Here is a 13,582-nt window from a genome sequence, read left to right as displayed (position 1 = left end):
TATGGTTTGAAAGACTTTTCCTGGGGTGTGCAGAATACTCCATTATTGACAATAAGATACTATGAAGATCATGAGGTGCTCATCATGACCTTCATAAATTGAGAACTAAGTAGTGATAGTGATTAATTTATTTATCTAACCCAGAAAAATATATTAATACTGTAGAGTAGGTAGTAATTTTTCGTGTGAATTACAAACGGTTATCTTACTTCTTACCACTTCTTTCATCGCATTCATACCAACACGCATATAATAACGTGGGTCGTTGCCATCCGGGTTTTCAATAAACCATTTTTTGACCGCAGCGGCAAAAGCAATTTTTAATTCGGTTGCTACATTCACTTTACATACACCTAATTCAATAGTGCGTCGTACATATTCGTCAGGTACATCGCTTGCGCCGTGCAGCACCAGCGGTATATCAACCACTTCACGAATTTCTGCCAGACGTTGGAAATCGATTTTGGGTTTTTTAGTGTAGAGGCCATGCGCCGTACCGATAGCAACAGCAAGGCTATCTACGCCCGTCAGTTCGACAAAGCGTTTGGCTTCCTGCGGATCGGTCAGAAAAGCATTTTCCGCATCAACGCTCATGTCGTCTTCGACTCCGCCCAGGCGCCCTAGCTCTGCCTCTACGCTGCAATCACGTGAGTGGCAAAAGTCCACGACTGATTTCACCAGCTTTACGTTATCTTCAAATGGGAAGTGGCTACCATCGATCATGGCGCTACGCACACCCGCATTCACCTTATGGCGAATATCATCCAGCGATTCGTGGTGATCGAGGTGCAGTGCCAGTGGTATACCGAAACTGGTAGAGTATGCGCTGCATAGCGCATAGATCTCTTCCAGCGCAATATGCTTAAAAGTACCCGGCGTCCCGGCGAGGATCACGGGGGATTTCATTTCGCTGCACACTTCAAGGATCGCCTGGATCGTCTCGGCATTATGAATGTTGAAAGCCGGTACCGCATAACCTTTTGCCTGCGCATCCTGCAGGAGATATTTTGTGGAAATAATGCTCATGATCGGAACCTCTTAATCCTGCCAGGGATGAATAACGACGCCCTGTACCACACGGTTGACTGTGCCGCTGGCGGAAGGGGTATCTGGAGTATTACCAACACTGATTGATTGTGTGAGCGCGAATACCTGGGCGTACATCAGGAAGCAGAAAGCCTGCTCAATATCGTTAAAGAAGCGTGAAGGCGGCAGCAGGATGTGCGGGCCAGCGTCAATAACGGCATCACTTTCAGCAGCAATGGCTACGACGCGCATGGCCTGTCGATCGCGACGCAATTCAGCCAACAGATCGAGATCATATTGGCGTGTATAAGGGTGGCTGGAGATGTACACCACGATCAACGTTTCGCTATCGACCAGTGATTTTGGACCGTGGCGGAAACCGGTCGGCGAGTCATAGAATGCTGCCAGTTTACCCGCTGTCAGCTCCAGCACTTTCAGCGATGACTCACGTGCGGCACCCTGCAGCCCACCGCTACCGAGGTAAACGATTCGTTTCCAGGGCTCACTACCAAACACGCCGTGGTTGAAATCACCGAGTGAGTTCAGAATCGCCTGACAACGATCGGCCACGTCACGGAAGGTCCGACTATTAATCATTTCCGGAACGAAGACGGCCAGGCAACTGGCCATCATGGTGGTGATACTGCTGGTCATCGCAAAGCCGCGATCGTGTGTTTCAGCGGGCATTAACAATGCAAAAGCATTGTCGTTTCCAACAGCGTTTTGATACAGGCTGCCTGCCTCGTTACAGGTGATCGAAAGATGGTAACACTCTGGAACGAAGTGATTTGCCAGTTCAACGGCGGCGACACTCTCCGGACTGTTACCGGAACGGGCGAAGGAGACCAACAGTAATGGGTGCGCCGGGTTCAGATAGTCCATCGGATTGGTGACCAGATCGGTTGTCGGTATGGCACAGATATTTTTTCCGGTCTGGCTGGCAAGCCAGGGAGCGATGATTTCGCCGATAAATGCTGAAGTACCCGCCCCGGTGAGGACTATCCTGAGGTCGTTTTTATGCAGCAATGGTGTAAGAAAGCTGTCGATCGCGGAGCGAATAGTATCGATATGATTCAGTGAGCGAAGCCAACTGGCGGGCTGCTGACGAATCTCTTTTTCTGTCCAGGTTCCGGTTGTCGCGGCTGCTGAGGTATAGGTTTCTGGCATAACGTAAGTCCTTAGTCTTGTGAATTCCACATCAGACGTTAGCAAAGTGTTGCTATCTTTCGTTTCGTTTCACTTATTCACATAATCGTTTGCTGTAATTTATAGAAAAGGAATCGAAAGTTCAATGTGGGCAAATGAAATAAAACGAAATTTATATCCAGTAAAATGAAGGCTGTGTTTATCTTGTTGATTTATAATAAATAGATTTAAATATGCAGGGTTGAATTTTTATGAAGCGAAAGGAAAAGAAAGGCCTTGCGGGAGATAACCGAAGGCCATAATAACGTACAATGAAAGGGTTATAAGGGAAATGCTCGACCCTGAATCCAGATCTGTTGTAAATACAGCCTGTTATCTAGCGCAATGATATTGGCGCGTTTGCCTGTTTTTAACGATCCCAAATGATGATCGATTCCTAACAAGCGGGCCGGATGTAGCGAAGCCATATGGATAGCTTCCCCTGTGGCGATCCCCGTCAACTCGACCATATTGCGAACCGCTGCATCAACTGATAGGGTGCTGCCCGCCAGACCGCCGGAAGCGGTCCGCACGATACCGCCGTGCATTTCCACCTCTTCACCGCAGAGTGTATAGCGCCCGTCGGACTGGCCTGCAGCCTGCATGGCATCGGTGATCAGTACCACCCGATCTTTGGCGCAACAGCAGCACAGTTTCATTGCCGCCGGATGGACGTGGTGGCCGTCGGCGATAAGCTCCAGCCAGGCACGGGGGTCCGTTAACCCTGCGCCGACCATTCCCGGTTCCCGGTGATGCAGACCGGTCATGCCGTTATAGCAGTGCACCAGCCCGTTCGCGCCTGCATCAAAAGCGGCGTGGGTTTGCTTCCAGGTGGCTGCGCTGTGTCCTAGCATCACCCGAACCCCCTGCTGCTTCAGATGGGCAATTGCTTCTAATGCTCCGGTTTTTTCCGGCGCCAGCGCGACCACGCGTAAGGTATGCCGGGAGATTGCTATCAGTTCATTTAATTCGACGAGATTCAGTTCCCGGAACAGCTCCGGGGGATGCGCTCCTTTATTCTGCGGCGTGAAGTAGGGGCCTTCCAGGTAGCTCCCCAACACCTGTGCGCCCGGGCCGCCCGAATGGCAGCGTAGCGCTATACGTTTCAGAGCGCTGTGAATCGCCTTTAGCGGCGCTGTAACGGTAGTGGGTAGCCAACTGGCTACCCCTTCACGTGCTTTATGGATTGCCAGTTTATCGAGTGCGTCCGGCGCTTCATCCATCACGTCGACTCCCGCGCCGCCGTGAACATGGGTATCAATATAAGCAGGGCACAGCAACTCGGCATCACGCAATGTTATGCCTGCCGGAATGGGTTCTAGCGCGGTGATAATGCCCTCTTCAATACGCAACTGGTGATCGTCCAGCCAGCCTTGCTCTGTCAGTAGGCGCCTGGCGCGCAAAATTTGCGTCATATTCCTTCCTCAAGCAGTTTTCCTTCGCGGCACCGACCCGGTTCGTCGACCAGTACCAGATTTGCCATAACGTTTTTCCTTTTTGTTATTCGTTATGGAACATCGTGCCATAACAAGCGGCGTGGTACTGTTGCAAGATGTCCTGAATATGACTGATGATGAGTTCTTTCGGCGTAGCGTTGATATCTCCCGCGCGGACTTTTACGTACTGCAACGGTAAATACTGACTGATGAGCGGCAGTGGAATAGGTTCGTCTGCGAGGTTGCGTACCAGCCGCTCGAAGGCGTTATCAATCTGGCTGTCCGGCCAGTAGTAGCGAACGCGGTCAGAATAGCTGTAGCCACGCGCCAGACGTCGAGCGTGACCATCTCCGTGATAGTGGCTCTGCCAGTATTCCGGGCGATCGAGCATCACGCTTTCAAGTACATGACGTAGTCCGGAGCTGGTTTTAGCTGGAAGCAACTCTTCTTCAATGGCCGCCAGCGAGAAGAGCGCTTCGCGTAGGGCGAAGGTCAGGGCCGGACCGACTTTCAGGATGGCGAAGTGATCTTTCACTAGCTGGCGCAGCGACTGCGGTGTCTGGTAATCCGTGGAGTGCGCTTCGAATACCAGCGTGTCATACGCTTCCACCATTTTGCTCAGAGCGATAGCTTTTTGTGGCTGGTAATCGATGATATGCGTGTGGTCAAACTCGACGCCGGGCTGTACAACCAGTCCAATGATGCGTGGCCAGATAGCATCCAGTCCTGCCTTTTCAAACGCATGACGGTGGGCTTCCAGCGTGGCGCGTGCTGCTTCCGGCGTGGTTACTTCCAGCTCTGTTAATGTTTCATGCGCCCCGCCGGGAACCGGAACTTCCGTCCCGATGACATAGACCAGGTCGGATTCACCGAAATGCTGCTGACAGGTTTCTTCTGCTACTTTCGCCAGGCGAGCCGCCCGCTCCGCTACGATTTCATCGGTTAGCGGCACCGGGTCATCGGCGCAGGACATACTGCAATCCAGGTGGATCTTTTTAAATCCGGCTGCTACATAACTTTTAATCAGGTCATCGGCATTAACCATCGCCTGTGCAGCGGGCAGGTTTTGCCAACGATTGGGACCGAGATGGTCTCCGCCCAGGATTAATTCTGGTTGAGGAAATCCCAGTGAATCGGCGAGCTGGCAGACAAAATCGCGAAAATCGGCAGGGGTCATGCCTGTGTAGCCGCCAAACTGGTCAACCTGGTTAGAGGTTGCTTCGATCAGCAAGGGGGTGTGGTTAGCGTGGGCGTAGCGTATCGCGGATTCCAGTACCAGTGGATGCGCGGAACAAACGGCGTAAATCCCGTTTGCTTTCTCGCGTTTATGCTGCTCCACCATTTTAGTTAAATGTTTCACTTTCTTCTCCAGTTCAGGTGATTACGTCCATCTTCTTTCGTTGTATTTCATTTTATACTGTATCATGGTCTTTTGAAAAGAAAACGAAAGTTAATGGTTTTCCGATCTGTTTCACAAAAGAAACATAATGAAAGATTTAGGTGGAGGGATCTGGGTATTACCGGAGGGAGGCTTGCTTTCCCCTATAAGAAAAGCGTTAATAGTCAAAACGAAATAAAACGAAAGATTTAATTAAAGGATGTTTTATGGGCCATACCGACTCTTCCGCAGATAAACGCGTAACGGGTACCAGTGAAAGACGTGAGCTGATTATTCAGCGGCTGCGACAGCAGGGAAGCGTACAAGTGAGCGATCTTTCCGTACTGTTTGGCGTATCTACGGTGACAATTCGTAACGACCTGGCTTTCCTTGAAAAGCAGGGTATTGCAGTAAGAGCCTACGGCGGCGCGCTAATCTGTGACAGTAATACCTCAGGTATTGAGCCTTCTGTGGAAGATAAAAGTTCTCTTAATACGGCATTGAAACGCAGTATTGCCAGAGCTGCGGTCGAGCTGATTAAACCGGGTCATCGTGTGATTCTTGACTCGGGTACGACGACTTATGAAATTGCTCGTCTGATGCGCAAGCACACTGATGTGATTGCTATGACCAATGGTATGAACGTTGCTAATGCCTTACTGGAAGCCGAGGGCGTCGAATTACTAATGACTGGTGGACATCTCCGCCGCCAGTCTCTGTCTTTTTATGGCGATCAGGCGGAGCACTCCTTACAGAATTACCATTTCGATATGTTGTTCCTTGGCGTTGATGCTATTGATTTAGAGCGTGGTATTAGTACTCATAATGAAGATGAAGCCAGGCTTAACCGTCGGATGTGTGAGGTGGCGGAGAGGATTATTGTTGTTACTGACTCCAGCAAATTCGATCGTTCCAGCCTGCATAAGATCATTGATACGCAACGGATCGATATGATTATTGTTGATGAGGGCATTCCCGTGGAAAGTCTGGAAGGGCTACGTAAGAGCGGAATTGATGTGATACTGGTGAAAATATAATTGCATGATACGTAAAAATACCGGGCGGCGCTGGCGCTTACCCGGTTTACAGATTATACGGTTATACCCAGGCTGGATAACGGCTACTTTTTTATCCGGCATCGTCTGGATCAGGTCACTGGCGCCGGGTTAAATACCGCCAGTTGGTTATGTAAGCCCCATTGATCCGAAAAAGTCTTTTTCCGACCACTGGCGACATCGAGAATAAAGTGAAACAGCTTCCAGCCCACATCTTCGATTGTCTCTTCACCCGTGGCGATGGTGCCTGCATTGATATCCATTAAGTCATACCAGCGGTTCGCCAGCTCGGTACGCGTCGCCATTTTAATCACCGGCACTGCCATCAGCCCGTACGGCGTGCCGCGTCCGGTGGTAAAGACCTGTACGGTAATGCCGGAAGCGACCTGCTGCGTGCCGCAGACGAAATCGCTGGCGGGCGTCGCGGCGTAAATCAGGCCGCGTTTGGTGGGGCGCTGGCCTGGCGACAATACCTCCACAATGGCGCTCTGACCGGATTTAGCGATAGAGCCCAGCGCTTTTTCCACCACATTCGCCAGGCCACCTTTTTTGTTGCCAGGGGACGGGTTAGCGCTGCGATCGGTTTTCCCCATATCAAGGTAATTATCGTACCAGACCATCTCATCCAGCAGACGTTTACCCACGGCTTCGTTGATGACGCGCGGCGTCAGAAGATGAATGGCATCGCGCACTTCGGTAACCTCTGAGAACATGACGGTCGCGCCGCAGCGTACCAGCAGATCGGAAGCGTAACCCACCGCCGGGTTTGCCGTGACGCCGGAAAACGCATCGCTGCCGCCGCACTGCATTCCGACGACCAGCTCGGAAGCCGGGCAGGTTTCGCGCTGGCGTTGGTTCAGTCTCGTCAGATGGCGTTCGGCGACCTGCAAAATATCATCGACCATTGCTTTAAAGCCGACATGCTGTTCGTCCTGTAAACGCACAATACTGGCGCTTTCGACGGCGATGGCGGGGACATCCTCGGTGCCTTCCAGCAGTCGTTCCGGTTGCAGTTTTTCGCAACCGAGGCCAATCAGCATCACTTCGCCGCCAAAATTGGGGTTGAGCGCGATATTATGAATCGTGCGAATCGGCACGACCGCCGCCGGCGCGTTGATTGCCACGCCGCAGCCGTACAGATGGTTTAGCCCTACAACGCCATCGACATTCGGGTATTTGGGCAGGAGATCGCGCTCAATCATTTTCACCACATACTCGACCACGCCCGCCACACAGTGCACGCTGGTGGTAATGCCAAGCAGATTTTTGGTGCCGACGCTGCCATCGGCGTTACGATAGCCCTCAAACGTGTAGCCTTCCAGCAGCGGCAGTGGTTCTGGCACTTTGGTCGCCAGCGGCAGCGTATTCAGCGACGGCGCTTTTGGCAGTTCAACCAGCGACTCGTCGATCCAGCTTCCGCGTGGGATGTCACGTACCGCATACCCGATGACTTCGCCGTAACGGACGATTTCGTCGTGAGCGAGGATATCCGTCAGAGCGACTTTATGGCCTTGCGGAATATGTTCAGTCAGTTCCAGTCCATCCGGAAAACGTGTTCCGGCTTTAAGACCGTGGTGATTAACAATAATTGCGACATTATCGGTTTCGTGTACTTTTATATAAAACGCCGATGACGATTCCTGGCGAATTTCGATATTGGCCATTGTTCAGCATTCTCCAGCCTGGATGATAGAAAAAGGATTATCTATTTTGGTTATGGTTTAATCGTTAAATCTCAATATAAGAAATAAAGTTCATGCCTAATGAAATAAGAATGACAGGAGTATAAATATAAGAATGTGATCCAGGTCACCGCAAATTATGAAATTTTTTATGTAGGCCAGGGAAAGCGTAAATGTGTGCATTAGCGCCCAGTATCATGGGCGTATGCTCAAAAATAAGCGTTAAGCGCCCCCTTCTTAATGAGCATTTGCACAATGATTATCCGCCATATGCTGTTTATACTGAATAGCGAATTCAGTGTATCTGACGAGTTATTTGAAAATGCCATGATAATAATAAAAAACGATAAAGATATTGGGGCGGTATATTGTGCTACAGGATGTGTTACCACACTAGAAATAGAATCTGGAGACTCATTCTTATTTTCAGATAAGCATTTTTAGTGTCGCTGCTATAAGTCATGGGGGCGACATCATAGGTAGAGAATTAAAGAAATAAGCGAAGGTATAAGCGATGAATAACGCTATTTTCCCGAATAAGTTTAAAGCGGCGCTGGCGTCGCAACAGGTGCAGATTGGCTGCTGGTCTGCACTGGCAAACCCAATCACCACCGAAGTTCTCGGTCTGGCGGGATTTGACTGGCTGGTGCTGGATGGCGAACATGCGCCGAACGATGTGACCACCTTAATTCCGCAGTTAATGGCATTGAAAGGCAGCGCCAGCGCGCCTGTGGTACGTGTGCCGACCAATGAACCGGTCATTATCAAACGGATGCTGGATATCGGGTTTTATAACTTCCTGCTCCCCTTTGTTGAAACGCAAGAGGAAGCGGCTCGCGCCGTCGCCTCGACGCGCTACCCGCCGGAAGGTATTCGCGGCGTCTCTGTTTCTCACCGCGCCAACATGTTCGGCACGGTGCCTGATTACTTTGCGCAGTCGAACAAAAACATCACCATTATTGTTCAAATCGAAAGCCAGTTGGGTGTCGACAACGTTGATGCCATCGCCGCAACGGAAGGCGTTGATGGCATTTTTGTCGGCCCCAGCGATCTGGCCGCCGCGCTGGGTCATCTCGGCAATGCCTCTCACCCTGACGTGCAACAGACGATTCAGCATATTTTTGCCCGCGCCAAAGCGCACGGTAAACCGTGCGGCATTCTGGCGCCGGTAGAGGCGGATGCCCGCCGTTATCTGGAATGGGGCGCGACCTTTGTCGCTGTTGGCAGCGACTTAGGCGTATTCCGCGCCGGCACGCAGAAGCTTGCCGACACCTTTAAAAAATAATCCCGGTATGGAAAGAGAGAACGTTATGACGATGAAAGTTGGCTTTATTGGCTTAGGCATCATGGGTAAGCCCATGAGCAAAAACTTGTTGAAAGCAGGGTACTCGCTGGTGGTGTCCGATCGTAATCCTGAAGCGATTGCCGACGTAATCGCCGCAGGCGCGGAAACGGCTTCTACGGCGAAGGCGACCGCTGAACAGTGCGACGTCATCATCACGATGCTGCCTAACTCTCCGCATGTGAAAGAGGTTGCGCTGGGCGAGAACGGTATCATCGAAGGCGCGAAGCCGGGAGCCGTATTGATTGATATGAGTTCTATCGCGCCGCTGGCAAGCCGTGAGATCAGCGAAGCCCTGAAAGCAAAAGGCATTGCAATGCTGGATGCGCCGGTCAGCGGCGGGGAACCCAAAGCCATCGACGGCACGCTGTCCGTCATGGTCGGCGGCGACAAAGCGATTTTCGACAAATACTACGACCTGATGAAAGCGATGGCCGGTTCCGTGGTGCATACCGGCGATATCGGCGCAGGCAACGTCACGAAACTGGCTAACCAGGTGATTGTGGCGCTGAATATCGCCGCCATGTCTGAAGCGCTGACGCTGGCGACTAAAGCTGGTGTCAATCCGGATCTGGTCTATCAGGCGATTCGTGGCGGTTTGGCTGGCAGTACGGTACTGGATGCGAAAACGCCGATGGTCATGGACAGAAACTTTACACCGGGTTTCCGTATCGATCTGCACATTAAAGATCTGGCGAATGCGCTGGATACCTCCCACGGCGTTGGCGCGCAGCTACCGCTGACCGCCGCCGTTATGGAGATGATGCAGGCGTTACGCGCGGATGGACACGGTAATGACGACCATAGCGCTTTGGTGTGCTACTACGAAAAACTGGCAAAAGTGGAAGTCACTCGCTAACGATGCGGTCTTTAGCATACTCACGCGCATTGTGATGCTGGAGGTGGTTTTTCGGGGGGGATTTTAACAATATTTATCGGGTCTCCAGAAATGTTGCTGCTGCTCTGGCGATAGGAATGCGCAGCGCAGGGTGACAAAGTTGCGCGAACCCTCTATACTTCGCGCCGAAGCTGACCAGACAGTCGCCGCTTCGTCGTCGTCCTTTCGGGGAGACGGGCGGAGGGGAGGAAAGTCCGGGCTCCATAGGGCAGGGTGCCAGGTAACGCCTGGGGGGGAAACCCACGACCAGTGCAACAGAGAGCAAACCGCCGATGGCCCACGCAAGTGGGATCAGGTAAGGGTGAAAGGGTGCGGTAAGAGCGCACCGCGCGGCTGGTAACAGTCCGTGGCACGGTAAACTCCACCCGGAGCAAGGCCAAATAGGGGTTCATAAGGTACGGCCCGTACTGAACCCGGGTAGGCTGCTTGAGCCAGTGAGCGATTGCTGGCCTAGATGAATGACTGTCCACGACAGAACCCGGCTTATCGGTCAGTTTCACTTCTTCATAAAACCCGCTTCGGCGGGTTTTTGCTTTTACAGGGCGGCAGGATGAATGACTGTCCACGACGCTATACCCAAAAGAAAGCGGCTTATCGGTCAGTTTCACTTCTTCATAAAACCCGCTTCGGCGGGTTTTTGCTTTTACAGGGCGACAGGATGAATGACTGTCCACGACACTATACCCAAAAGAAAGCGGCTTATCGGTCAGTTTCACCTCTTCATAAACCCCGTCAGTGTAAGCTGGCGGGTTTTTGCTTTTACAGGGCGGCAGGATGAATGACTGTCCACGACGCTATACCCGAAAGAAAGCGGCTTATCGGTCAGTTTCACCTCTTCATAAAATCCGCTTCGGCGGGTTTTTGCTTATCAGGCCGGTGAAGGGTATAGAGGTTGCAGAAGACGCCAGTGTCACCATCCGGCAATTAATTGACAGCCGTGGTGACATAATATTATTCGTTTTTGTGATGAGAAACACAAAACGCTATGGATTTCGATCTTTTTAGTTGAAGTGAAAAGCAATCGATTTCTTTAACAAAATTACATCCTGAAAAACAGTAGAAAATCAGTGTAAATGATTTGTTGTAAATGAAAATTAAATGTATGAAATATTTTGGTTAAATTTTTATTAAATGTTTATTTGAAAACAACTAAGGTAAAAAAATGTGATACGTAACGCTTTTTAAGCGCATTTACTCCTGATTTATACTTAAATTTGATAAATTGTGCTTTAAATTTAACGCTGAAATTGCCTATAAAATGTCCCGTAATTGATTGAAATATCGTCTTCATGGGATGCTGAAAATAGGGAGGGGGAATTGGTTGGTTATCGCCATAATATATTGTTATCCCGGCCATATTTTTTGATTGAAATCAGACTAAACTACTGGTTTATTTTTGTAACTTATTGAAATAAGAAGTTTTATTTATTTTATGAAGACCTTATAAAGATTGTGGTAAGTTAATTTGTGAGTAGTCGCACATAACCTTTAAGATTTAATTTGCTACACTTCCTGCCGTTCACAATGTTATTTCAGAGCGGTAGATATGAATACTCTTGTTCTCCCTAAAACACAGCATTTGGTGGTCTTTCAGGAAGTCATTAGAAGTGGTTCTATCGGGTCTGCCGCAAAATCGTTAGGGTTAACCCAGCCCGCCGTCAGTAAAATCATTAGCGACGTTGAGGCCTATTTTGGCGTTGAGTTAATTGTACGTAAAAATACCGGCGTTACGTTGACCGAAGCGGGACAGGTGCTGCTTTCCTGGTCTGAATCTATCACCCGCGAAATGAAAAACATGATCAACGAGATGAACAGTATGACGTGCAATACCGTCGTTGACGTCTCGTTTGGCTTTCCTTCGCTGATTGGCTTTACCTTCATGTCCGATATGATTCATAAGTTCAAAGAGGTATTTCCAAAAGCGCAGGTATCCATGTACGAAGCCCAACTCTCTTCATTCCTGCCGGCCCTGCGCGACGGGCGGCTGGACTTTGCTATCGGTACGCTCAGTAATGAAATGCAGCTACAGGATCTGCATGTCGAGCCGCTGTTTGAGTCAGAGTTTGTCCTGGTAGCCAGCAAGTCCCGAACATGCATCGGCACCATCACACTGGAATCGTTAAAAGACGAACAGTGGGTGTTGCCGCAAACGAATATGGGCTACTACAGCGAATTACTCACCACTCTACAACGAAATGGCATCAGCATCGAAAACATTGTTAAAACAGATTCCGTCGTCACGATATATAATCTTGTTCTCAATGCTGATTTCTTAACTGTTATTCCCTGCGATATGACCACGCCTTTTGGCTCTAATCAATTTATCACCATACCAATAAAAGACACGTTACCCGTCGCACGTTATGCGGCAGTATGGTCTAAAAATTATCGTATAAAAAAAGCCGCTTCAGTATTAGTGGAATTGGCTAAGCAATATTCATCATATAATGGATACAGACGCAGGCAGTTAATAGAAATTGAATGATATGGAATAAACATATTTAGCGAAATTGACGCCATCTGTCTTTTTTGAACAGTGGGCAACAGTAACTTATTTTTAATACCCAGGTTAAGAGGTTATAATGCACATTACATACGATCTCCCGGTTGCAATTGAAGATATCCTCGAAGCGAAAAAAAGACTAGCGGGGAAGATATATAAAACGGGAATGCCTCGCTCTAACTATTTTAGTGAACACTGCAAAGGCGAAATATTTCTCAAGTTTGAAAATATGCAGCGTACGGGTTCATTTAAAATTCGTGGCGCTTTTAACAAACTTAGCTCGTTAACGGAGGCTGAAAAACGTAAAGGCGTCGTGGCCTGTTCCGCAGGTAATCATGCACAGGGCGTTTCTCTTTCTTGTGCAATGCTTGGTATTGACGGCAAAGTCGTGATGCCGAAGGGCGCGCCAAAGTCTAAAGTGGCGGCCACCTGTGATTATTCGGCGGAAGTGGTGCTCCACGGCGACAACTTCAATGACACCATTGCTAAGGTGAGTGAAATTGTCGAAACCGAAGGCCGCATTTTTATTCCGCCTTACGACGATCCAAAAGTCATTGCCGGACAGGGCACTATTGGTCTGGAAATTATGGAAGATCTGTACGATGTCGATAATGTCATCGTGCCTATTGGCGGTGGCGGTTTAATTGCAGGTATTGCCATTGCGATTAAATCGATTAACCCCACCATTAAAGTTATCGGCGTGCAGGCCGAAAATGTTCACGGTATGGCGGCGTCTTATTACGCTGGCGAAATAACCACGCACCGAACGACCGGCACCCTGGCGGATGGTTGTGATGTCTCCCGCCCGGGTAATTTAACCTATGAAATCGTACGTGAATTAGTCGATGACATTGTCCTGGTTAGCGAAGATGAAATTCGTAACAGTATGATCGCTTTAATTCAGCGCAATAAGGTTATTACTGAAGGCGCTGGCGCTCTGGCTTGCGCAGCATTATTAAGCGGAAAGTTAGATAGCCATATTCAGAACAGAAAAACGGTCAGTATTATTTCTGGCGGTAATATCGATCTTTCTCGTGTATCACAAATTACGGGTTTAGTTGACGCTTAATCTTTTCG

General features: G+C 49.6%; 10 protein-coding genes, 1 other RNA gene and 1 pseudogene. 7 read left to right on the top strand and 5 right to left on the bottom strand.

The features are described 5' to 3' along the window. Positions 1-153: 153 nt before the first annotated feature. The 4 genes from kbaY to kbaZ all read right to left on the bottom strand — a co-directional run bounded on the left by kbaY (position 154) and on the right by kbaZ (position 4,989). Complete coding sequence (gene kbaY / locus ACE15A_RS21015; RefSeq protein WP_023246627.1) at positions 154-1,026, bottom strand: tagatose-bisphosphate aldolase subunit KbaY; 873 nt, start codon at positions 1,024-1,026, stop codon at positions 154-156. 12 nt (positions 1,027-1,038) lie between these two features. Beyond that, on the bottom strand, positions 1,039-2,193 hold the full coding sequence (locus tag ACE15A_RS21010) for an SIS domain-containing protein (RefSeq protein ID WP_023246626.1): 1,155 nt from the start codon (positions 2,191-2,193) through the stop codon (positions 1,039-1,041). A 299-nt stretch (positions 2,194-2,492) separates the two neighbouring features. Continuing rightward, a complete protein-coding gene (gene nagA / locus ACE15A_RS21005; RefSeq protein WP_053508264.1) occupies positions 2,493-3,626 on the bottom strand; it encodes an N-acetylglucosamine-6-phosphate deacetylase in 1,134 nt (377 codons plus the stop codon). A gap of 85 nt (positions 3,627-3,711) precedes the next feature. After that, positions 3,712-4,989, bottom strand: coding sequence for a tagatose-bisphosphate aldolase subunit KbaZ (gene kbaZ, locus ACE15A_RS21000; RefSeq protein WP_053508330.1), 1,278 nt, complete (start codon positions 4,987-4,989; stop codon positions 3,712-3,714). Between the two features lie 263 nt (positions 4,990-5,252). Here kbaZ and ACE15A_RS20995 point away from each other — a divergent pair, with 263 nt between their 5' ends. Then, positions 5,253-6,062, top strand: coding sequence for a DeoR family transcriptional regulator (locus tag ACE15A_RS20995; protein WP_023246623.1), 810 nt, complete (start codon positions 5,253-5,255; stop codon positions 6,060-6,062). A 110-nt stretch (positions 6,063-6,172) separates the two neighbouring features. Here the strand turns inward: ACE15A_RS20995 and garD are convergent, their stop codons facing one another. Further along, entirely contained in the window at positions 6,173-7,744 is a 1,572-nt protein-coding gene (garD, locus tag ACE15A_RS20990; RefSeq protein WP_053508263.1) for a galactarate dehydratase, read from the bottom strand. A 532-nt stretch (positions 7,745-8,276) separates the two neighbouring features. On the opposite strand from garD, the gene garL reads away from it, so the two are divergent. The 6 genes and pseudogenes from garL (at position 8,277) to tdcB (ending at position 13,574) form a co-directional block, all read left to right on the top strand. Then, on the top strand, positions 8,277-9,047 hold the full coding sequence (gene garL, locus ACE15A_RS20985; RefSeq protein WP_023246621.1) for a 2-dehydro-3-deoxyglucarate aldolase: 771 nt from the start codon (positions 8,277-8,279) through the stop codon (positions 9,045-9,047). 25 nt (positions 9,048-9,072) lie between these two features. Continuing rightward, positions 9,073-9,963: a 2-hydroxy-3-oxopropionate reductase gene (gene garR, locus ACE15A_RS20980; RefSeq protein WP_053508258.1), complete on the top strand. Its 891-nt coding sequence runs from the start codon at positions 9,073-9,075 to the stop codon at positions 9,961-9,963. A gap of 1 nt (position 9,964) precedes the next feature. Beyond that, positions 9,965-10,097, top strand: a pseudogene (locus ACE15A_RS20975) (glycerate 2-kinase); the annotation flags it as partial. A 32-nt stretch (positions 10,098-10,129) separates the two neighbouring features. After that, positions 10,130-10,504, top strand: an RNA gene (gene rnpB / locus ACE15A_RS20970) — RNase P RNA component class A. A gap of 1,044 nt (positions 10,505-11,548) precedes the next feature. Further along, positions 11,549-12,487 carry a transcriptional regulator TdcA gene (gene tdcA / locus ACE15A_RS20965; RefSeq protein ID WP_023246612.1) on the top strand — a complete coding sequence of 313 codons (939 nt, stop codon included), beginning with the start codon at positions 11,549-11,551 and terminating at the stop codon, positions 12,485-12,487. A 97-nt stretch (positions 12,488-12,584) separates the two neighbouring features. Then, positions 12,585-13,574 carry a bifunctional threonine ammonia-lyase/L-serine ammonia-lyase TdcB gene (gene tdcB, locus ACE15A_RS20960; protein WP_053508256.1) on the top strand — a complete coding sequence of 330 codons (990 nt, stop codon included), beginning with the start codon at positions 12,585-12,587 and terminating at the stop codon, positions 13,572-13,574. Positions 13,575-13,582: the final 8 nt, after the last annotated feature.

The sequence above is a fragment of the Salmonella sp. HY31 genome, assembly GCF_042604575.1.
Classification (GTDB): Bacteria; Pseudomonadota; Gammaproteobacteria; order Enterobacterales; family Enterobacteriaceae; genus Salmonella; species Salmonella diarizonae.
Note: the sequence above shows the minus strand (reverse complement) of the source record. Positions and strands in the feature narration are given on the sequence as shown.